We start from the raw sequence: 19,301 nt of genomic DNA on the forward strand, positions 1-19,301 counted from the left end.
CAATCCCCAACCCCGGGCCCCAAAAACGCCGACGGCCCCCTCCGCGATCACCTCGCAGAGGGGGCCGACCCGTTCGAGAACGGATCCGTCCGAGAGCGGATCCGTCCGAGAGCGGATCCGCCCTAGAACGGATCCGCTCAGGAACGGCGGAGCCCGGACCTAGCAGCCGATCAGACGAGCACCCAGGTAGGACTTGACCTGGTCGAGGGAGACCCGCTCCTGCGCCATGGTGTCCCGCTCGCGGATGGTGACCGCGTTGTCCTCGAGGGTGTCGAAGTCGACCGTCACGCAGAACGGCGTGCCGATCTCGTCCTGACGGCGGTAGCGCTTGCCGATCGCACCGGCGTCGTCGAACTCGACGTTCCACGCCTGACGCAGGTCGGCGGCCAGGCCACGGGCCTTCGGCGACAGGTCGGCGTTGCGCGAGAGCGGCAGCACCGCGACCTTGACCGGGGCCAGTCGCGGGTCGAGCCGCATGCCGACGCGCTTCTCCATGACGCCCTTGGCGTTCGGCGCCTCGTCCTCGAAGTAGGCATCGAGCAGGAAGGCCAGCATGGCGCGGTTGAGACCGGCTGCCGGCTCGATGACGTACGGGAAGTACCGCTCGCCCGACTCCTGGTCGAAGTACTTGAGGTCCTGACCGGAGTGCTCGCTGTGCACGGTCAGGTCGTAGTCCGTACGGTTGGCGAGGCCCTCCAGCTCGGAGAACTCGGTACCGCCGAAGTTGAAGCGGTACTCGATGTCCACCGTGCGCTTGGCGTAGTGGGAGAGCTTCTCCTTCGGGTGCTCGAAGAAGCGCATGTTCTCGGTGCGCATGCCGAGGTCGACGTACCAGTCCCAGCGCTGCTGCAGCCAGTACTCGTGCCACTGCTCGTCCTCGCCCGGCTTGACGAAGAACTCCATCTCCATCTGCTCGAACTCGCGCGTGCGGAAGATGAAGTTGCCAGGGGTGATCTCGTTGCGGAAGCTCTTGCCGACCTGGGCGATGCCGAACGGGGGCTTCTTGCGCGAGGTGGTCTGGACGGCCTTGAAGTTGGTGAAGATGCCCTGCGCCGTCTCGGGGCGCAGGTAGGCCAGGCCGGAGGCGTCCTCGGTGACACCGAGGTGCGTCTTCAGCATGCCCGAGAACTCCTTGGGCTCCGTGAAGGCGCCCTTGTTACCGCAGTTCGGGCAGTTGATGTCGGCGAGGCCGTTGCCCGGCACCTTGCCGTGCTTGGCCTCGTACGCCTCCTCCAGGTGGTCCGCGCGGTAGCGCTTGTGGCAGGAGGTGCACTCGGTCAGCGGGTCGTTGAAGGTGGCAACGTGGCCGGAAGCCTCCCAGACCTCGCGGGCCAGGATCACCGACGAGTCAAGTCCGACGACGTCCTCCCGAGCGGTGACCATCGAACGCCACCACTGGCGCTTGATGTTCTCCTTGAGCTCGACGCCCAGTGGCCCGTAGTCCCAGGCGGCACGGGTGCCACCGTAGATCTCGCTGCAGGGGTAGACGAAGCCACGGCGCTTGCTCAGGCTGACAATCGTGTCGATCTTGTCGGCTGCCACAGTGCTCTCTTCAATACGACGTCGCACCCGGTGCGACGGCACGGTCAAGGCGCGGCTGGTTGCACGCACCCGAATACCTCAGGTTACCGGGCACGTGGGGATGGGGTTCAAATCGGTTTCGCCGCCCTGCGCGCCGCCTTGTACGCCTCACCCGTTCGAGTGAGTTGACAATCATTTCCATCTGAGATGAGAATGATTGTCATGACGCTCAACCGATCCTCCCGCTCCGGCCGCCTCTCCACCTCGATAGCCCTGACCGCCACCGCCCTGGTCGGCGCGCTCGCCCTCACCGCCTGCGGCGGCAACAGCAGCGCCAGCACCGAGAGCGGCAAGTCGGGCGGCGGGAGCGGCGGCAAGCTGGACGTGGTCGCGTCGTTCTACCCGATGGAGTACCTGGCCGAGCAGATCGGCGGCGACCACGTCAAGGTCACCGGCCTCACCGCCCCCGGTGTCGAGCCGCACGATCTCGAGCTGACCGCCAAGCAGGTCGGCGCCGTCCAGAAGGCCCACCTGATCCTCTACCTCAAGGGCCTGCAGCCCGCCGTCGACCAGGCCGTCTCCCAGGCCGGCACCAAGTACAAGGTCGACGCCACCGCCGCCTCCCCGCTGGTGGACCACCACCTCGACGAGGGCGAAGTCCCCACCGACCAGGCGAGCCAGGACGGTGACGGCCACAGCCACCCCCAGGGTGACCCGCACATCTGGCTCGACCCGACCCGCTACGCGGCCATCGCCAAGAGCGTCGGCTCCGAGCTGGCCAAGGCCGACCCCGCGCACACCGCCGACTACCAGAAGAACACCGACGCCGTGGTCGGCAAGCTGGCCACCCTGGACCAGGAGTTCCGGGACGGCCTCAAGAACGTCAAGACCAAGACCTTCGTCACCAGCCACGCCGCCTTCGGCTACCTCGCCGACCACTACGGGCTGGACCAGATCGCGATCAACGGCGTCGACCCCGAGTCCGAGCCCACCCCGGCCCGCCTCGCCGAGATCCAGAAGGCCGCCAAGGAGCACGGCGTCACCACGATCTTCTTCGAGACCCTGGTCAGCCCGAAGCTCGCCGACACCGTCGCCAAGGACCTCCGTCTCAAGACCGCCGTGCTCGACCCGCTCGAGGGCGTCAAGGACCCGGCCAAGAGCGACTACTTCTCGGTCATGCGGCAGAACCTCACCAACCTGAAGGCCGCCCTCGGCGCCACCGGCTGAACCGCCACCAGCCAACCCGCCACCGCCTGACCCACCCCCGGCTGAACCGCCACCGGCTGAAACCCCGCCACAGCACCGACCACCTCCTGCTGCTCCGGCACCACCGGCCGAGAGGACACCCCCGCATGAGCTCCGTCATGACCGAGGCGCCGCACCGAGCCGCCTCCCCCGCCGACGACCCCGACCCCGTCGTCCGCCTCAGCGGCGCCGTCGCCTCACTCGGCGGCCGGCCCGTCCTGCGCGGGGTCGATCTGACCGTCCGCCGGGGCGAGGTGGTCGCCCTGCTCGGCGCCAACGGTTCGGGCAAGTCGACCACCGTGAAGACCGTGATCGGCTCGGTCGGGCTGGACCAGGGCGGGTTGGAGCTCTTCGGCACCCCGTACCCGAAGTTCCGCGACTGGCGGCGGATCGGGTACGTGCCCCAGCGCACCACCGCCGCCAGCGGGGTGCCGGCCACCGTGCGCGAGGTGGTCTCCACCGGGCGGCTGCCGCAGCACCGGATGCTGCCGTTCCGCCGCCGGGACAGGCAGGCGGTCGACCGGGCGCTGACGGCGGTGGGGATGCTGGACCGGGCCGAGGACAGCGTGGCCGCGCTCTCCGGCGGCCAGCACCAGCGGGTGCTGATCGCCCGGGCGCTGGTCGGCACGCCGGACCTGTTGATCATGGACGAGCCGATGGCCGGGGTGGACATGGCCAGCCAGCAGGTGCTGGCCGACACCCTGCGCACCGAGGTCGCCCGCGGCGCCGCCGTGCTGCTCGTGCTGCACGAACTAGGCCCGCTGGAGCCGCTGATCGACCGAGCCGTCGTCCTTCGGGACGGCTGCGTCGCCCACGACGGCCCTCCCCCGCCCGCCGCCGGGCAGCACGCACTGCCCGGCCACGACCACGTCCACCCGCACGCGGACTACTCACACGCGGACGCCCCCCACCCGAACACCCCCCACCCGAACGCCCCCCACCCGAACGCCCCCCACCCGAACGCCTCGCAGGCGGGCGAGCACCACCTCACCAACACCCCGGGACTCCTGGCATGACCGAGATGCTCAGCTACGACTTCATGCAGCGGGCGCTGATCGCCGCCGTACTGGTCGGCATCACCGCCCCCGCCGTCGGGATCTACCTGGTGCAGCGCCGCCAGTCCCTGATGGGCGACGGCATCGGCCACGTCGCGCTGACCGGTGTCGGCCTCGGGTTCCTGTTCCAGAGCAACCCGGTCTGGATGGCGCTGCTGGTCTGCGTGGCCGGCGCCGTGGTGATGGAGCTGGTCCGCGCCCGGGGCAACAAGCAGGGCGACATCGCGCTCGCGATGCTCTTCTACGGCGGGATGGCCTGCGGGAAGATGCTGGTCAGCGTCAGCGCGCAGTCCAGCGGCGGCAGCGGCAGCCTGGACAGCTACCTCTGGGGCTCGATCCTCACCGTCTCCCCCACCGACCTGGTGACCATCGCCGTGCTCGGCGTGGTGGTGATCGCCTTCACGCTGGGCCTGCGGCGCCAGCTGTTCGCGATCTGCCAGGACGAGGAGTTCGCCCGGGTCACCGGCATCCCCGTCCGGCTGCTCAACCTGCTGCTGGCCGTGACGGCCGCCGTCACCGTCACCGTCGCCATGCGGGTGGTCGGCGTGCTGCTGGTCAGTGCGCTGATGGTGGTGCCGGTCGCGGCCGCCCAGCAGTTGACCCGGTCCTTCGCCGCCACCCAGGCCGCCGCGATCGGCCTCGGCGTGGTGGTCTCGCTGGCCGGCGTCACCGGCTCCTACCGGGCCGACCTCCCGCCCGGACCGGCGATCGTCCTGCTCGCCATCGCGGTGTTCGCCCTGCTGAGCGCCGTCGCCGCCCCGCTCGCCCGCCGTCGGCACCGCCACGCGGCGCCCGCCGGCCCGCAGGTCTGCGACGTCGTCCTTCCGAAGCAGGGCGGTACGACGACGGACAGGGGCCCGGCGGCAAGTCAGGGGCTGGCACAATGATGTGCGAGAAGCCCCCAGCCCCAGGAGGACCCACGGTGACCACCGCAGGCCCGTCGCCGCGCGCGCGTTCCACTCGGCAGCGAGCCGCCGTCTCGGCGGTCCTGGACGAGATCGAGGACTTCCGCAGCGCGCAGGAGCTGCACGACATGCTCAAGCACCGCGGCGACTCGGTCGGTCTGACCACCGTCTACCGGACTCTGCAGTCGCTGGCCGACGCCGGTGAGGTGGACGTGCTGCGCACCGCCGACGGCGAGGCCGTCTACCGCCGGTGCAGCAGCGGTCACCACCACCACCTGGTCTGCCGTCACTGCGGCGCGACCGTCGAGGTGGAGGGCCCGGCGGTGGAGCGCTGGGCCAATGCCGTCGCCGCCGAGCACGGCTACAGCGACATCGCGCACACGCTGGAGATCTTCGGCACCTGCGGCGAGTGTGCGGCGAAACGCACCTGAGCCACGACCGCCCAGGGGCGCGGGGTTCGGTTGATCGACCGAACCCCGCGCCCCTGGGCGTTGTCACTCAACGCTGAGCGGGAAGCTCGACCTCGTTCGGGATCGCCCCGCCGAACCGGCGGTCCCGCATCGCGAACTGCTCGCAGGCCTTCCACAGGTCACGCCGGTCGAAATCCGGCCAGAGCACGTCCTGGAACACGAACTCGGCGTAAGCGCTCTGCCAGAGCAGGAAGTTGGAGGTGCGCTGCTCACCGCTCGGCCGCAGGAAGAGGTCCACGTCCGGCATGTCCGGGTGGTACAGGTACTTGGCGATGGTCTTCTCGTTGACCTTCTCCGGGTTCAGCTTCCCGGCCGCGACGTCGCGGGCGATGGCCGCGGTGGCGTCCGCGAGCTCGGCCCGGCCGCCGTAGTTGACGCACATGTAGAGGGTGACGGCGTCGTTGCCCTTGGTCTGCTCCTCGGCGATCTGGAGCTCCTGGACGACGCTCTTCCACAGCTTGGGCATCCGCCCGGCCCAGCGGATCCGCACGCCCATCGCGTCCATCTCGTCGCGGCGGCGGCGGATGACGTCCCGGTTGAAGTTCATCAGGAACTTCACCTCGTCCGGGGAGCGCTTCCAGTTCTCGGTGGAGAAGGCGTACAGCGAGATGTTCTTCACGCCCAGCTCGATCGCGCCCTTGAGCACGTCGAGCACCACCGACTCGCCGACCTTGTGGCCCTCGGTGCGAGGCAGGCCGCGCTCCTTGGCCCAGCGGCCGTTGCCGTCCATCACGATCGCGACGTGGTTCGGCACCAGCTCGCCGGGCAGCTTCGGCGGCCGGGCACCGCTCGGGTGCGGGGTCGGCGGGGCGTAGTCCCGCTGCTTGCTGCCGAAGAGCCGTCGCGCTGCCATGGTGCTCACTTCTCCACGTATCTCATCGAGCGGATACCCCGCTCCAGGTGCCACTGCAGGTAGGCGGCGACCAGACCGCTGCCCTCCCGCCAGTACCGTGGCTCGCAGGTGTCGGCCGTGTGCCAGTCCCCTGACAGCAGCGCGCCGAGCAGTACCAGTGTCTCAGGGGAGGGTACGGCACTTCCCGGCACTCGGCAGTCCGAGCAGAGCACCCCGCCCGCCTGCAGCGAGAAGAAGCGGTTCGGGCCCTCCAGACCGCACTTGGCGCAGTCGGTGAAGCTCGCGCCGTAGCCGTTGACGGCCAGCGAGCGCAGCAGGAAGGCGTCCAGCACCAGGTGCGACTCGTGCAGCCCCTGGGCCAGCGTGCGCAGCGCGCCGACCAGCAGCAGGTACTGCTGGACGGCCGGCTCACCCTCGTTCTCGGCGAAGCGCTCGGCCGTCTCCAGCATCGCGGTGCCCGCGGTGTAGCGGCCGTAGTCGGTGACGATCGCGCCGCCGTACGGGGCGATCGTCTCGACCTGGGTGCAGAGCGGCATCGAGCGGCCGATCAGCTCGGTGTTCCGGCTGAAGAACTGCACGTCCACGTGGGAGAACGGCTCGAGCCGGGCGCCGAACTTGGACTTGGTCTTGCGGATGCCCCGGGCGACCGCGCGCACCTTGCCGTGCTGGCGGGTGAGCAGGGTGATGATCCGATCGGCCTCGCCGAGCTTCTGCACGCGGAGCACGACACCGTCGTCGCGGATGAGGCTCATGGGCGGCCGCCGTCGAGTCGAAGGGAGGCCTCGGGCAGAGTGACCATCCCACCATTGTCCCGCACCCGGGGAGCGCTCCAGGACAAGGGCAGCCGTACGCCCGCACCTCGGCCCGTGGGGGTGGACACCGCTGGTGCGGGTGACGGCGGGCCCGGAGGGGGGAGTCGGGCCCGGCCTGGGGGGAATGCGGAGACGAACGGAGGACCGAGGGGAAACGAGTCGTGCGGAGTACCGAGGAGAGAGTCAGTGCGGCGCGCTGGTCGCCGACTCGAGCAGTTCGCCGACCCTGCTCTCCGCGAGCTTGAGGCAGCGGCCGACGGCCGCCAGGGCGGTACGTTCCTGCGGGAGGTAGCGGCCGTCGGCGAGGGCGATCCAGGCGCCCTGCAACAGCAGCCGCTCGCGGCCCTGCTGGGCCAGGTGCGGGGCCAACGGCTCGAGGGCGGCGTGCAGTTCGATGGTCAGGCCGCTGCCGGCGCCGTCCAGGTCGACCGGCGCGTCCCCGCCCTCGCCCGAGAGGGCGGCCAGCGCGGCGAGCACCTGGGCCTCCCCGCAGTCCTCGAACCCGGCCTCCCGGACCACGGCGCAGGCGGCCTCCCGGGCGGCCCGGCCGCCGGTGCCACCGGCCGCGAGCACGGCCAGCGCGACGGTGTACTGGGCGTCCCGCAGCATCGACGCAAGCCGGACACAGGTGGGTTGCTCCAGGGTTTCCACGCCGTACCTGCCGTGGCAGGTGGTGCACTGCACACTGCCGAGCACCGGACCGAGCGGGAGGACCGGCGTACCGACCAACCGCAGCCACCGCCGACCGTGCTGCCGACGGTAGTTGCGATCCCCACCACAGCCCGGACAGAAGAACTCACCGAGGACGTCAGTCCGCCACCGAGGACGGACACCCCACAACCCTGTCACGGCGCCAACTCCCCAGACATGGCAGGCGGCCTGCACATCAATGGGCAGGTCACGCGACCGGCGCCGAGGCCGTCCCACCGACCCCGGTCAACCGGTGGATAGATGCTGCCACGGTTACGGGGATGTGTCAGCACCCCGAACGGGTAAAAGTGTGGCGCGGAACACATCGGATCCGCGCCACGACTCACAACGGGCAGGTCAGCCGCGCTGCGCGCGGTTGACGGCGCTCACCATCGCCTTCAGCGAAGCCAGCACGGTGTTCGAGTCGATGCCGACGCCCCACAGCACCTTGCCGTCCACGGCGCACTCGACGTACGCGGCGGCCTGCGCGTCGCCGCCCTCGCTCAGCGCGTGCTCGGCGTAGTCCAGCACCCGTACGTCCACGCCGATCCGGGCCAGCGCGTCACCGAAGGCGGAGACGGGGCCGTTGCCGGTACCGGTCAGGGTGGCCGGCACGCCGTCCACGACCGCCTCGGTGGTCAGCGCGTCGCGGCCGTCCTCGGTGGTCAGGCTGCGCGAGCCGCTCAGGCTGATCCGGCCCCACGGGTTGCCCGGGGTCGGCAGGTACTCGTCCTGGAAGACGTCCCAGATCGCGGCCGGGGTGACCTCGCCGCCCTCGCTGTCGGTCTTGACCTGGATGATCTTCGAGAACTCGATCTGCATCCGGCGCGGCAGGTCCAGCTTGTGGTCGTTCTTCAGGACGTACGCGATGCCGCCCTTGCCGGACTGCGAGTTGACCCGGATCACGGCCTCGTAGGAGCGGCCGACGTCCTTCGGGTCGATCGGCAGGTACGGCACGCCCCAGGTGTACTCCCCGACCGGCACGCCGGCCGCGGCCGCGTCGGCCTCCAGCGCGTCGAAGCCCTTCTTGATCGCGTCCTGGTGCGAGCCCGAGAAGGAGGTGTAGACCAGGTCGCCCGCGTAGGGGTGGCGCTCGGGCACCGGCATCTGGTTGCAGTACTCGGCGGTGCGGCGGATCTCGTCGATGTCGGAGAAGTCGATCATCGGGTCCACGCCCTGGGAGAACAGGTTCATCCCGACGTTGACCAGGTCCAGGTTGCCGGTCCGCTCGCCCTGGCCGAACAGACAGCCCTCGACCCGGTCCGCACCGGCCATCATCGCCAGCTCGGCGGAGGCCACGCCGGTGCCCCGGTCGTTGTGCGGGTGGGTGGACAGGCAGACGAATTCGCGGCGGGTCAGGTTCCGCGACATCCACTCGATCTTGTCGGCGTAGACGTTCGGCGTGGAGCGCTCGACCGTGGTCGGCAGGTTCAGGATGATCTCGCGGCCCTCGCCCGGCTGCCAGACGTCCATCACCGCCTCGCAGACCTCCAGCGCGAAGTCCAGCTCGGTGTCGATGAAGATCTCCGGCGAGTACTCGTAACCGAAGACCGTGTCGTCGCCCAGGATCTTCTCGGCGTACTCCATCACCAGGCGGGTGCCGTCGGTGGCGATCGCCTTGATGTCCTCCTTCGAGCCCTTGAAGACCACCCGGCGGAACAGCGGCGAAGTCGCGTTGTACAGGTGCACGGTGGCCCGGGGGGCGCCGCGCAGCGACTCCACGGTGCGCTCGATCAGGTCCTCGCGGGCCTGGGTCAGCACCGAGATGGTGACGTCCTCCGGGATCGCCCCGTCCTCGATCAGCGAGCGGACGAAGTCGAAGTCGGTGGCGCCCGAGGAGGGGAAGCCGACCTCGATCTCCTTGTAGCCCAGCTTGACCAGCAGGTCGAACATCTTGCGCTTGCGGGCGGGCGACATCGGGTCGATCAGCGCCTGGTTGCCGTCCCGCAGGTCGGTGGACAGCCAGCGCGGCGCCTCGGTGATCACCTTGCTCGGCCAGGTGCGGTCCGGCAGGTCGACGGCACCGAAGGGTACGTACCGCTGAAAGGGCATCCCGGAAGGCTGCTGGCGGACGCTCGCGGCCGTGATCGGGGTCGGGCGGTCGGTGAACGCACGGGCGATGGCGGACTGCTCGGTCATGAAGAGACTCTCGGCTTCCGTTGAATGGTGCGGGCTGAGGTCGGGGTGATGGACACCCGACTCGGCCGACTGGTGCGCCGCAGAAGAGACATCGACATTGATGCGTACGGGCGCAGCACGATCCCCGCGGCGAGGGGGCCGGCCTTACTGGTCTACAGGCCCTCGCCGCGGCAGCTAAGAAGAAGCAGCCAGTGACGCATGATGCCGCCCAGCGTAACCCAGGCGACCGGCCGGGCGGAGTGAACCGGGCCACCATTCCACTCCTTGAGACGACCGGTGGGCAGCAAAGCTGGTGACATCTGGTCACCGATGCCTCACTCTTGGCGACATGACACCTGCCGCGCACTTCTGCAGCATCGTCCCGCCCTACGTCCTCGACCACCTCGCCGAGCAGGGGCACGAGCCCGCGCAGCTCTCCCTCGCCCTGGACGCCGCGCACCGCGCCGCGCGCCTGACGGCCCTGCCCGCCAAGGCTCCGGCCCACCAGCTGACCCGGATCATCGGGGACGCCCATCACACCCAGAAGACCCCGGGCCGGACCGTCCGCCAGGAGGGCGGCGCGCCGGTGGCCGACGGGTCCGTCAACCGCGCGTACGACGCCCTGGGTGACACCTTCGCGCTGTACCAGGACGTCTACGGCCGTCACTCGATCGACGGAAGCTGGCTGCCGCTGGACGCCACCGTCCACTACGGGGTGAAGTACGACAACGCCTTCTGGGACGGCTCCCGGATGGTCTTCGGCGACGGGGACGGCGTGATCTTCAACGACTTCACCGTCTCGGTGGACGTGATCGGCCACGAGTTGACGCACGGCGTCACCCAGTACAGCGCCGGGCTCGACTACCACGACCAGTCCGGCGCGCTCAACGAGTCGGTCTCGGACGTCTTCGGCTCGCTGGTCAAGCAGTACGCCCTGCGGCAGTCGGCCGCCGACGCGGACTGGCTGATCGGCGCCGGGCTGCTCGCCCCGGGCATCCAGGGCGTGGCGCTGCGCTCGATGAAGGCCCCGGGCACGGCCTACGACGACCCGCAGCTCGGCAAGGACCCGCAGCCCGCCCACCTGCGGGACTACGTGGACACCTCCGAGGACGAGGGCGGGGTGCACATCAACTCGGGCATCCCCAACCACGCCTTCTACCTGCTGGCCACCGCGCTCGGCGGCAACGCCTGGGAGACGGCCGGGCGGATCTGGTACGCCACCCTGACCGGCGGCGAGCTCGCCCACGACGCCGACTTCACGGCCTTCGCCCGGGCGACGGTGGCCGCCGCCCGGGCCGGGTTCAGCGACGCCTCGGTGGCCACCACCGTGGTCGCCGCCTGGTCGCAGGTGGGGATCAGCGCCGGCTGACCCCCCACACCTGCCGGACGGCCGGAATCTGACGCCTCGTCAGCGCAGTTGTGCGCGAGTGCTACGCAGACGGGTGGCACTCGCGCATACTCCGTGAAGAACCGCACCACCACCGTCACTTCCACACAGACTGGCGATCATGCGCATCCAGGTGACCCGTACCGGCGGCTTCGCGGGCCGCACCCTCCGCTCGGAGCTGGACACCGAGGAGCGGCCCGACGCCCCGCACGTCCACGCCCTCGCCCGCGAGGCCGTGGCCGGCGGGCTGCGCGGGCCCTCCTACGGGGTGCCGGACGGCTTCCACTACGAGATCACCGTGGACGGCCGCACGGTGCACTGCGCCGACCCGAAACTGACCGACTCCCAGCGGGAGCTGATCTCGCTCGTCCTGCGCGAGGGGCAACCGGCGGCCTGATCAGGCGTCAGAAGCCCAGCTTGCGCAGCTGCTTCGGGTCCCGCTGCCAGTCCTTGGCGACCTTCACGTGCAGGTCGAGGAAGACCGGGGTGCCGAGCAGTGCCTCGATGTGCTTGCGGGCGGTGGAGCCGACGTGCTTGAGCCGGGCGCCCTTGGCGCCGATCACGATGGCCTTCTGGCTCTGCCGCTCGATGTAGACGTTGGCGTGGATGTCGAGCAGCGGCCGGTCGGCCGGGCGGCCCTCGCGGGGGATCATCTCCTCGACCACCACGGCCAGCGAGTGCGGCAGCTCGTCGCGCACGCCCTCGAGGGCGGCCTCGCGGATCAGCTCGGCGACCATGATCTGCTCGGGCTCGTCGGTGAGGTCGCCGTCCGGGTAGAGCGGCGGACCGGCCGGGAGCAGCTTGGTGATCAGGTCGCCGACCAGCTGCACCTGGCTGTCGCCGACGGCCGAGACGGGGATGATCTCCGCCCACTCGATGCCGAGCTCGACGCCCAGCTGCTGGACGGCGATCAGCTGCTCGGCCAGCTTCTTGGAGTCGACCAGGTCGGTCTTGGTGACGATGGCGACCTTGGGGGTCTTCTTGACCTCGGCCAGCTCCTTGGCGATGAACTTGTCGCCGGGGCCGAGCTTCTGGTCGGCGGGCAGGCAGAAGCCGATCACGTCGACCTCGGCCCAGGTGGAGCGGACGAGGTCGTTGAGGCGCTCGCCGAGCAGGGTGCGCGGCTTGTGCAGGCCGGGGGTGTCGACCAGCACCAGCTGCGAATCAGGGCGGTGGACGACCCCGCGCACGGTGTGGCGGGTGGTCTGCGGACGGTCGGAGGTGATCGCGACCTTCGTCCCGACCAGGGCGTTGGTCAGGGTCGACTTACCCGCGTTAGGGCGGCCGACGAAGCACGCGAACCCGGAGCGGTACGGGGTGGAAGGGGCACTCATGCCCACCATTCTCCCTGATCGCCCGGGAGCCGCCCGCCACCCCCACCCGGCGCACCGCCCGGCGCACCGAGCGGCGCACGGATCGCCGGCCCTAGCGGCGCCCGCGCCGGGAGCTCAGACCGCCGATCAGGGTGAGCACGAAGAGCGCGATCGAGCCCGCGAGCCAGTACGGCGAGCCGGTCTCCTCCCAGCGGCCCATCCCCATCACACTCGCCAGCAGCGCGGCGAAGAACCCCAGTGCCCCCACGGCAGCCCACCCCCTTCCGGTCAGACTATCGACCCGGAGGGGGTGGGCAGCACGGCTACTCCGCCTTGGCCGCGAGCTTCAGCGCCCCGTCCGGCCCGGCGAGCAGCACCGGCGTCCCGGCCCCGCCCAAGTCCCGGACGGCCGCGAGGTCGGCCTCGGCGGGCTGCGCGGCCTCGGAGACCACGGCCGCCGCCTCCAGACTGCGGGCCCCGCTCGCCACCGCCATCGCCACCGCCGTCTGCAGCGCGCTCAGCCGCAGCGACTCGAGCGCGACGGTACCGGCCACATAGGTGCGGCCGGTCTCGTCGCGGACGGCAGCGCCCTCGGCGACGCCGTTGCGGGCCCGCGCGGAGCGGGCCAGGGTGATGATCTTCTTGTCTTCAGGGTCCAGGTCGTCAATCTCGCTCATGCGCCGAGCATAGGCGTCAGTGCCCGATCGGGTTCGGCGGGCCGGGCTTGAAGATCTTGACCATGGCGGGCGGACCGGAGGGCAGGCCCTGCTCCCGGGCCCGGCGCTTCTGCCAGTACGGATTGTCGTGCGGGAGATGGCTGCTCACCCGGCCGTACATCCCGAAGGTCAGCACCGCGAAGCCGAAGACGAAGCTGAAGAGCACGTTCGACATTCGGAAGTTCAGGATGTTGCCGCCCGGGGTGCCGAGCACCACCAGGCCGTAGAACCCGGCCAGTACGAAGAGCGAGCCCACCACCATGTTGAGGTTCGAGGCGAAGATGCCGCCGATCACCGCACCGGCGATCAGCACCAGCCCCACCACCACCGAGAGCACGCTGAGCGCGCCGTTGGTCGTCATGCCGGCGATCTTGTCGCCGTGGGTGCTCAGGAAGCCGGGGTGGCTCGTCATCCCGAGGATCCCGAAGACCAGCAGGAAGACTCCACCGAGGCCCGCGCCGATCCGGTAGACCGTCGCGAGCCGGTGGTCCATGGGCAGTTCGTCTTGGAGTTTCACGGTGACCTCCCACCACGCGGACGGATGCCGCCCGCACCGTCTTCCAACGTACGTCGGCACGCGGTGGGGAACCACTCAGCGGTGCGGGTCCCCGGGGTAGTGCGGGGCCTCGTGCATGTAGAGCGAGCCGCACTGCTGGCAGCCCCGCAGCCCGGTGCCCCACTTGGATTCGGGCTCCCGCGCGGCGTCGGCCGCGATCTCGCGCCCGCACATCGCGGCAGGCTCGGAGTCCCGCACGACGTGCCACTTGAGGATCTGCCCGTCGGAGCCGGTCTCGGCTCGGAGTTCGTGCGTCATGGCCCCATCGTGGGGAGGTCGGCCGGGCCCGGCAACCGGGCTGCCCCATCCGGGCCCGGCCGACCCTCAGTCGCTCTCCTCGGCCTGGGGGTCCTCGGCGCCCGGCCGCACCGGCGAGACCAGCACGGTGCCGATCCGGTTGCGGCGCCCGGCCGAGCTCTCGGCGGTCAGCCGGATCGCGGTCATGGTGCCGTCGGCCTCCTCCGGCACCGGCACCGCGCAGGAGGAGCCCGGGATCGGCACCCGGCCCAGGTGCTTGGCCAGCAGGCCGCCGACCGTCTCCACGTCCTCGTCGACCAGCTCCAGGCCGTACAGCTCGCCCAGGTCCTCGACCAGCAGGCGGGCGGTCACCCGGAACTCGCCCTCCCCCAGGTCCTCGACCGGGGCGGTCTCGCGGTCGTACTCGTCGGTGATCTCGCCGACGATCTCCTCCAGCACGTCCTCGATGGTGACCAGACCGGCGGTGCCGCCGTACTCGTCGATCACGATCGCCACGTGCGAGCGCATCTGCTGCATCTCGCGCAGCAGGTCACCGGCCGGCTTGCTGTCCGGGACGAACACGGCCGGACGCATCACGGCGGAGACCGGCTCGGACTCGGCGTCCCGGTTGATGTGGGTGCGGCGGACCAGGTCCTTGAGGTAGACGATGCCCACCACGTCGTCCTCGTTGTCGCCGACCACGGGTATCCGGGAGAAGCCGGAGCGCAGCGCCAGGGTGAGCGCCTGGCGGACGGTCTTGTGCCGCTCGATCATCACCAGGTCGGTGCGCGGCACCATGACCTCGCGGACGATGGTGTCGCCCAGCTCGAAGACGGAGTGCACCATCCGGCGCTCCTCGTCCTCGATCAGGTCGTCCTTCTCGGCCAGGTCGACCAGCGCCCGCAGCTCGGCCTCGGAGGCGAACGGCCCCTCGCGGTAGCCCTTGCCCGGGGTCAGCGCGTTGCCCAGGAGGATCAGCAGTCTCGGGATCGGGCCGAGGACCCGGGCCAGCGGCAGCAGCACGAAGGAGGCCGCCGTGGCCGTGGTCAGCGGGTGCTGGCGGCCGATCGTGCGCGGGGAGACGCCCACCGCGACGAAGGAGACCAGCACCATCACCCCGAAGGCCAGCAGCACGGCCTGCCAGGTCTGGTGCAGGTTCCGCACGCAGACCACGGTGACCAGGACCGCCGCCGCCATCTCGCTGGCGACCCGGATCAGGGTCGCCAGGTTGAGGTAGCGGATCGGGTCGGAGGCCAGGGTCAGCAGCCGGTCGGCGCCGCGCCGGCCGGCCCGGACGGCCTCCTCGGCGCGGAACCGCGAGATCCGCGAGATCCCCGCCTCGGCACAGGCCGCCAGCCAACCGAGCACGACCAGCAGCAGAGCCCCGACCAGGAAGCTCGTACTCTCACCACTCACAGCGCGGGCCTCAGTGGACGGTCGGCGCCGGGGAGATCCCCGAGAGCCCGCGACCGGCCCGCCAGTCGTCCAGGATCCGCTTCTGGAGGGCGAACATCTGCCGCTCCTCCTCCGGCTCCTCGTGGTCGTAGCCGAGCACGTGCAGCACCCCGTGGACGGTGAGCAGCTGCAGCTCCTCGTCCATCGAGTGCTTGGAGGGGGCCGCCAGGCCCTGCTTCTCGGCCACCTCGGGGCAGAGCACGATGTCGCCGAGGAGGCCCTGCGGCAGCTCCTCGCCCTCCTTGCCGGGGCGCAGCTCGTCCATCGGGAAGGACATCACGTCCGTGGGGCCCGGGAGGTCCATCCACTGGATGTGCAGCTCCTCCATCGCCGCCGCGTCGACCAGGATCACGGACAGCTCGGACTGCGGATGGATGCGCATCTTGTCGAGGGCGAAGCGGGCGACGTCGAGGATGGCGTCCTCGTCGGCGTCCCAGCCGGACTCGTTGGCGATGTCGATCGACATGGAGGGGTTGGTACTCAGCTTTCGGTGCGATGGGACTGTCGGGGGGTGCGGGCGCCCTTGCGCTGGACGGGCTTGCGCGGCTTGTCGGCCCCGCTCGCGCCCGCCTCCTGCTGGGCGTCCCAGCGCTCGTAGGCGTCCACGATGCGGCCCACCAGCTTGTGGCGCACCACATCGGTGCTGGTCAGCACGGAGAAGTGAATGTCGGGGACGTCCACCAGGATCTCCTGGACGACCTTGAGACCGCTACGGGTGCCACCGGGGAGGTCGATCTGGCTGGTGTCGCCAGTGACGACCACCCGGGAGTTGAACCCGAGGCGGGTGAGGAACATCTTCATCTGCTCGGGCGAGGTGTTCTGCGCCTCGTCCAGGATGATGAAGGCGTCGTTGAGGGTCCGGCCGCGCATGTAGGCCAGCGGGGCGACCTCGATGGTGCCCGCGGCCATCAGCCGGGGGATGGAGTCCGGGTCCATCATGTCGTGCAGCGCGTCGTAGAGCGGGCGCAGGTACGGGTCGATCTTCTCGTACAGGGTGCCGGGCAGGAAGCCCAGCCGCTCGCCCGCCTCGACGGCCGGACGGGTCAGGATGATCCGGTTGACCTCCTTGGCCTGCAGGGCCTGCACGGCCTTGGCCATCGCCAGGTAGGTCTTGCCGGTGCCCGCGGGGCCGAGGCCGAAGACGATGGTGTGCTTGTCGATCGCGTCGACGTACTTCTGCTGGTTCAGCGTCTTGGGCCGGATGGTGCGGCCGCGGTTGGAGAGGATGTTCGCTGTGAACACCTCGGACGGGGCCGGGTGGTCCGGGTCCGAGGCGGCGCTCCTGAGCATGGTGATGGAGCGCTCCACGGCGTCCTCCGTCAGGGGTTGGCCGGTGCGCAGCACCAGCATCATCTCGTTGAACAGCTGCTTCACGAGAGCGACCTCGGCGGTGCTGCCGGTGGCCGTCACCTCGTTGCCGCGGACGTGGATGTCCGCCTCGGGGAAGCCCTGCTCGATCACCCGCAGGAGGGAGTCGGAGGCTCCGAGCAGGGTGACCATCGGGTGCTTCTCGGGGATGACGATCCGGGCGCTGGCCGCACGGTCGGGGCGCGGCTGTCCGTTGGCGGGGGTCTGCGTTGTCTCAGTCATGGGTCGGCGCTGCGGCCTGCCTCATCCCATCCGTCGTCGGGGTGCCGCCCGGTCTGCTCCGGGGTCACCAGGGTACGCCGCAGGGATGATCGCTGCGGCGGCGTGCGGCCGCCACCGGGCCTGGCGGCCTGTCGATGCTGCGCCACCCGCACGGGTGTGCGCGACTGGTTTTAGTCCGCGCGCCGTGCCGGTACGGGGCTCAGCCGTCTGCCCGGCGCGGCGGCACCGGGACCCGGGCGAGGTCCTCGGCGATCACCAGGTGCCCGTCGAAGTGCTCCCGGGCCTCGGCGAGGTGGCCGTCCAGGTCGGGGTAGCGCTGCGAGAAGTGGGTGAGCACCAGGGTGGAGACCCCCGACTCGGTGGCCACCCTGGCCGCCTGGGCGGCGGTGAGGTGACCGTGGTCCTCGGCGAGGCGGGCGTCGGCTTCCAGGAAGGTCGCCTCGATCACCAGCAGGTCGGCGCCCTCGGCGAGCTCGTACACGCCGTCGCAGAGCCGGGTGTCCATCACGAAGCCGAACCGCTGCCCGGGGCGGGCCACGCTGACCTCCGCCAGGGTGACGGTGCGCCCGTCGAGCTCGACGCTGCCCTCGCGCTGCAGCCGGCCGACGTCGGGGCCGCGCAGGCCGAGCGCGGCCAGGCGCTCGGGCAGCAGCCGGGTGCCGTCCGGCTCGACCAGCCGGTAGCCGTAGGAGTCGACGGGGTGCGAGAGCCGGGCCGCGTACAGCTCGAACGGCGCGCCGGGGGCCGCGAGCCGGCCGGGGGCGTCGATCGGGCGCGGGCGCAGCTCGGCGGTGGAGTGGAAGGCGCTGGCCTGGGTGAGGCGCTCGTAGAACACCTCACCGGTGGCCGGGTAGTACACGTCCACCGGGTGCGGCACCTGGTCCAGGTTGATCCGCTGGACCACGCCGGGCAGGCCCAGGCAGTGGTCGCCGTGGAAGTGCGTCACGCCGATCCGGGTGATGCCGGTGGCGGAGACCCCGGCGTGCAGCATCTGCCGCTGGGTGCCCTCGCCGGGGTCGAACAGCAGGCCCTCGCCGTCCCAGCGGAGCAGGTAGCCGTTGTGGTTGCGGTGCCGGGTGGGCACCTGGCTGGCGGTGCCGAGGACGACGAGTTCGCGCTGTGACACGGGCTCAGACCATGCGCTCGGTCATCGGCTTGCCGCCGAGCAGGTGCACGTGCGCGTGGAAGACCGTCTGGCCGGCGCCCGCACCGGTGTTGAAGATCAGCCGGTAGTCCTTCAGCCCCTCGCCCTCGGCCACCCTGCCGGCCTCGGCGAGCAGCTCACCGGCGATCGCCGGCTCGGCGGCGGCCAGCTCGGCGGCGTTCGGGTAGTGCGCGTGCGGGATGACCAGCACGTGGGTCGGCGCCTTGGGAGCGATGTCGCGGAAGGCCAGCGTGCGCTCCGTCCTGCGCACGACGGTCGCCGGGATCTCGCCCGCCACGATCTTGCAGAACAGGCAGTCGGACTGCGCCTCGCCGGCCATCTGGCTACTCCTCAACACGGGATCATGGTTGCGCCGATGAGCCTAGCGAAAGCGGCCCAGCTCGTGGGCGTCGTGGGCGCAGAAGACGTCGATCTCCCGCTCGTGGTCCAGCCGCAGGGCCCGCAGGCGGGCCTGGTTGTGCAGGCGGGCCGCGTTGTCGGTGGCCAGCGAGCGCTGGAAGAGCCGGAGCATCAGCGGGGCCCGGCCGTAGGCCTCCCGGTGGTGGAAGTACGCGTCGCCGCTGTGCAGCAGCCAGCCGTCACCGCTGCGCACGGCCACCGCGCTGTGCCCCCGGGTGTGCCCGGCCAGCGGCACCAGGAGCACCTCGGGGGCGTCGAGCACCCGGGCGGCCGAGAAGCCGTACCAGCTCTCGCCCTCGAGGGAGTGCTCCACCCACTTCGGCCCGTGGCTCCACTGCACCGAGCGGTAGCGCTGGCGCTCGTTCGAGGTGCGCGGGTGCCGCGCGGCGGCCAGTTCCTCGGCGAGGACGTGCACCCGGGCGTCGGGGAAGTCGCTGATCCCGCCCGCGTGGTCGGCGTCCAGGTGGGTCAGCACGATGTCCCGCACGTCCCGCGGGTCGTGGCCCAGCGCCCTGACCTGGTGCAGCGCCGTCCCGGCCAGACTGAACCGGGGCCGCGCCGCGAGCAGCAGCCCCCGGCCGACCCGGGCCGGCTCGGCCACGTCCCGGGTGCCGAAGCCGGTGTCCACCAGCACCAGACCCTCCGGCCCTTCGACCAGCAGGCAGTGGCCGACCATCCGCCCGGTCAGCGACCCGCCGCTGCCCAGCAGGGCCCGGCCGCCGAGCGGGCACATGGTCGCGCAGTCCAGGTGGTGGATCGTCATGGTGCCTCCGGGGGCCGTCCCGACGGTCATCGACGGGACGGCCAACTCTGC

At 70.8% G+C, this 19,301-nt stretch carries 22 protein-coding genes; 6 read left to right on the forward strand and 16 right to left on the reverse strand.

Features of this window, described 5'->3' with window-relative positions; genetic code table 11:
- Positions 1-159 precede the first annotated feature (159 nt).
- Positions 160-1,542 carry a glycine--tRNA ligase gene (locus ABT095_RS10340; RefSeq protein WP_350528906.1) on the reverse strand — a complete coding sequence of 461 codons (1,383 nt, stop codon included), beginning with the start codon at positions 1,540-1,542 and terminating at the stop codon, positions 160-162.
- 201 nt (positions 1,543-1,743) lie between these two features.
- On the opposite strand from ABT095_RS10340, the gene ABT095_RS10345 reads away from it, so the two are divergent.
- The 4 genes from ABT095_RS10345 to ABT095_RS10360 all read left to right on the forward strand — a co-directional run bounded on the left by ABT095_RS10345 (position 1,744) and on the right by ABT095_RS10360 (position 5,157).
- The gene (locus ABT095_RS10345; RefSeq protein ID WP_350528907.1) at positions 1,744-2,748 is read left to right on the forward strand and encodes a metal ABC transporter substrate-binding protein; all 1,005 of its coding nucleotides are present in this window, start codon (positions 1,744-1,746) and stop codon (positions 2,746-2,748) included.
- A 125-nt stretch (positions 2,749-2,873) separates the two neighbouring features.
- On the forward strand, positions 2,874-3,782 hold the full coding sequence (locus ABT095_RS10350) for a metal ABC transporter ATP-binding protein (RefSeq protein ID WP_502884849.1): 909 nt from the start codon (positions 2,874-2,876) through the stop codon (positions 3,780-3,782).
- Positions 3,779-4,708: a metal ABC transporter permease gene (locus ABT095_RS10355; protein ID WP_350528908.1), complete on the forward strand. Its 930-nt coding sequence runs from the start codon at positions 3,779-3,781 to the stop codon at positions 4,706-4,708. The genes ABT095_RS10350 and ABT095_RS10355 overlap by 4 nt, the downstream gene beginning before the upstream one ends.
- A gap of 35 nt (positions 4,709-4,743) precedes the next feature.
- Positions 4,744-5,157, forward strand: a complete 414-nt coding sequence (locus ABT095_RS10360) for a Fur family transcriptional regulator (protein WP_350528909.1) — start codon at positions 4,744-4,746, stop codon at positions 5,155-5,157.
- Between the two features lie 67 nt (positions 5,158-5,224).
- Here ABT095_RS10360 and ABT095_RS10365 read toward each other — a convergent pair whose 3' ends face one another.
- From ABT095_RS10365 to leuA, 4 genes are all read right to left on the reverse strand, one after another.
- Positions 5,225-6,049, reverse strand: coding sequence for an isoprenyl transferase (locus tag ABT095_RS10365; protein WP_350528910.1), 825 nt, complete (start codon positions 6,047-6,049; stop codon positions 5,225-5,227).
- Positions 6,050-6,054: 5 nt separating this feature from the next.
- Positions 6,055-6,801 carry a DNA repair protein RecO gene (gene recO, locus ABT095_RS10370; RefSeq protein ID WP_350528911.1) on the reverse strand — a complete coding sequence of 249 codons (747 nt, stop codon included), beginning with the start codon at positions 6,799-6,801 and terminating at the stop codon, positions 6,055-6,057.
- Positions 6,802-7,044: 243 nt separating this feature from the next.
- Positions 7,045-7,590: a TerB family tellurite resistance protein gene (locus ABT095_RS10375; RefSeq protein WP_350528912.1), complete on the reverse strand. Its 546-nt coding sequence runs from the start codon at positions 7,588-7,590 to the stop codon at positions 7,045-7,047.
- Positions 7,591-7,908: 318 nt separating this feature from the next.
- The gene (gene leuA, locus ABT095_RS10380; RefSeq protein ID WP_350528913.1) at positions 7,909-9,690 is read right to left on the reverse strand and encodes a 2-isopropylmalate synthase; all 1,782 of its coding nucleotides are present in this window, start codon (positions 9,688-9,690) and stop codon (positions 7,909-7,911) included.
- Positions 9,691-10,018: 328 nt separating this feature from the next.
- Here leuA and ABT095_RS10385 point away from each other — a divergent pair, with 328 nt between their 5' ends.
- Both ABT095_RS10385 and ABT095_RS10390 read left to right on the forward strand, forming a co-directional pair.
- Complete coding sequence (locus tag ABT095_RS10385; protein ID WP_350528914.1) at positions 10,019-11,038, forward strand: M4 family metallopeptidase; 1,020 nt, start codon at positions 10,019-10,021, stop codon at positions 11,036-11,038.
- Positions 11,039-11,177: 139 nt separating this feature from the next.
- The gene (locus tag ABT095_RS10390) at positions 11,178-11,453 is read left to right on the forward strand and encodes a protealysin inhibitor emfourin (RefSeq protein WP_350528915.1); all 276 of its coding nucleotides are present in this window, start codon (positions 11,178-11,180) and stop codon (positions 11,451-11,453) included.
- Positions 11,454-11,460: 7 nt separating this feature from the next.
- On the opposite strand, the gene era is transcribed toward ABT095_RS10390, so the two are convergent.
- From era to ABT095_RS10445, 11 genes are all read right to left on the reverse strand, one after another.
- On the reverse strand, positions 11,461-12,390 hold the full coding sequence (era, locus tag ABT095_RS10395) for a GTPase Era (RefSeq protein ID WP_350528916.1): 930 nt from the start codon (positions 12,388-12,390) through the stop codon (positions 11,461-11,463).
- A 91-nt stretch (positions 12,391-12,481) separates the two neighbouring features.
- Positions 12,482-12,637: a hypothetical protein gene (locus tag ABT095_RS10400; RefSeq protein ID WP_350528917.1), complete on the reverse strand. Its 156-nt coding sequence runs from the start codon at positions 12,635-12,637 to the stop codon at positions 12,482-12,484.
- Between the two features lie 55 nt (positions 12,638-12,692).
- On the reverse strand, positions 12,693-13,046 hold the full coding sequence (locus ABT095_RS10405) for a cytidine deaminase-like protein (RefSeq protein ID WP_350528918.1): 354 nt from the start codon (positions 13,044-13,046) through the stop codon (positions 12,693-12,695).
- A gap of 16 nt (positions 13,047-13,062) precedes the next feature.
- A complete protein-coding gene (locus ABT095_RS10410) occupies positions 13,063-13,602 on the reverse strand; it encodes a DUF4383 domain-containing protein (RefSeq protein WP_350528919.1) in 540 nt (179 codons plus the stop codon).
- A 75-nt stretch (positions 13,603-13,677) separates the two neighbouring features.
- Positions 13,678-13,899 (reverse strand): hypothetical protein, encoded by a 222-nt coding sequence (locus ABT095_RS10415; RefSeq protein ID WP_350528920.1) that lies wholly within the window; start codon positions 13,897-13,899, stop codon positions 13,678-13,680.
- Positions 13,900-13,965: 66 nt separating this feature from the next.
- On the reverse strand, positions 13,966-15,294 hold the full coding sequence (locus ABT095_RS10420; protein WP_350528921.1) for a hemolysin family protein: 1,329 nt from the start codon (positions 15,292-15,294) through the stop codon (positions 13,966-13,968).
- Between the two features lie 10 nt (positions 15,295-15,304).
- Complete coding sequence (ybeY, locus tag ABT095_RS10425; RefSeq protein ID WP_350528922.1) at positions 15,305-15,799, reverse strand: rRNA maturation RNase YbeY; 495 nt, start codon at positions 15,797-15,799, stop codon at positions 15,305-15,307.
- 14 nt (positions 15,800-15,813) lie between these two features.
- On the reverse strand, positions 15,814-16,923 hold the full coding sequence (locus ABT095_RS10430; RefSeq protein WP_350528923.1) for a PhoH family protein: 1,110 nt from the start codon (positions 16,921-16,923) through the stop codon (positions 15,814-15,816).
- A gap of 199 nt (positions 16,924-17,122) precedes the next feature.
- Positions 17,123-18,049, reverse strand: a complete 927-nt coding sequence (locus ABT095_RS10435) for a ribonuclease Z (RefSeq protein ID WP_350528924.1) — start codon at positions 18,047-18,049, stop codon at positions 17,123-17,125.
- A 4-nt stretch (positions 18,050-18,053) separates the two neighbouring features.
- Positions 18,054-18,407 (reverse strand): histidine triad nucleotide-binding protein, encoded by a 354-nt coding sequence (locus ABT095_RS10440; RefSeq protein WP_350528937.1) that lies wholly within the window; start codon positions 18,405-18,407, stop codon positions 18,054-18,056.
- Positions 18,408-18,449: 42 nt separating this feature from the next.
- Positions 18,450-19,250, reverse strand: coding sequence for an MBL fold metallo-hydrolase (locus tag ABT095_RS10445; RefSeq protein ID WP_350528925.1), 801 nt, complete (start codon positions 19,248-19,250; stop codon positions 18,450-18,452).
- Positions 19,251-19,301 lie beyond the last annotated feature (51 nt).

Source organism: Kitasatospora sp. NPDC002227 (assembly GCF_040296285.1).
Lineage (GTDB): Bacteria > Actinomycetota > Actinomycetes > Streptomycetales > Streptomycetaceae > Kitasatospora.

Bases quoted from the DNA above. Each gene is read 5' to 3' on its own strand.
- leuA (WP_350528913.1), bottom strand. From the start codon at position 9,690: ATGACCGAGCAGTCCGCCATCGCCCGTGCGTTCACCGACCGCCCGACC.
- ABT095_RS10390 (WP_350528915.1), top strand. From the start codon at position 11,178: ATGCGCATCCAGGTGACCCGTACCGGCGGCTTCGCGGGCCGCACCCTC.
- ABT095_RS10345 (WP_350528907.1), top strand. From the start codon at position 1,744: ATGACGCTCAACCGATCCTCCCGCTCCGGCCGCCTCTCCACCTCGATA.
- ABT095_RS10385 (WP_350528914.1), top strand. From the start codon at position 10,019: ATGACACCTGCCGCGCACTTCTGCAGCATCGTCCCGCCCTACGTCCTC.
- ABT095_RS10355 (WP_350528908.1), top strand. From the start codon at position 3,779: ATGACCGAGATGCTCAGCTACGACTTCATGCAGCGGGCGCTGATCGCC.
- ABT095_RS10365 (WP_350528910.1), bottom strand. From the start codon at position 6,049: ATGGCAGCGCGACGGCTCTTCGGCAGCAAGCAGCGGGACTACGCCCCG.
- ABT095_RS10350 (WP_502884849.1), top strand. From the start codon at position 2,874: ATGAGCTCCGTCATGACCGAGGCGCCGCACCGAGCCGCCTCCCCCGCC.
- ABT095_RS10440 (WP_350528937.1), bottom strand. From the start codon at position 18,407: ATGGCCGGCGAGGCGCAGTCCGACTGCCTGTTCTGCAAGATCGTGGCG.
- ABT095_RS10430 (WP_350528923.1), bottom strand. From the start codon at position 16,923: ATGACTGAGACAACGCAGACCCCCGCCAACGGACAGCCGCGCCCCGAC.
- recO (WP_350528911.1), bottom strand. From the start codon at position 6,801: ATGAGCCTCATCCGCGACGACGGTGTCGTGCTCCGCGTGCAGAAGCTC.
- ABT095_RS10415 (WP_350528920.1), bottom strand. From the start codon at position 13,899: ATGACGCACGAACTCCGAGCCGAGACCGGCTCCGACGGGCAGATCCTC.
- ABT095_RS10445 (WP_350528925.1), bottom strand. From the start codon at position 19,250: ATGACGATCCACCACCTGGACTGCGCGACCATGTGCCCGCTCGGCGGC.
- ABT095_RS10405 (WP_350528918.1), bottom strand. From the start codon at position 13,046: ATGAGCGAGATTGACGACCTGGACCCTGAAGACAAGAAGATCATCACC.
- era (WP_350528916.1), bottom strand. From the start codon at position 12,390: ATGAGTGCCCCTTCCACCCCGTACCGCTCCGGGTTCGCGTGCTTCGTC.
- ybeY (WP_350528922.1), bottom strand. From the start codon at position 15,799: ATGTCGATCGACATCGCCAACGAGTCCGGCTGGGACGCCGACGAGGAC.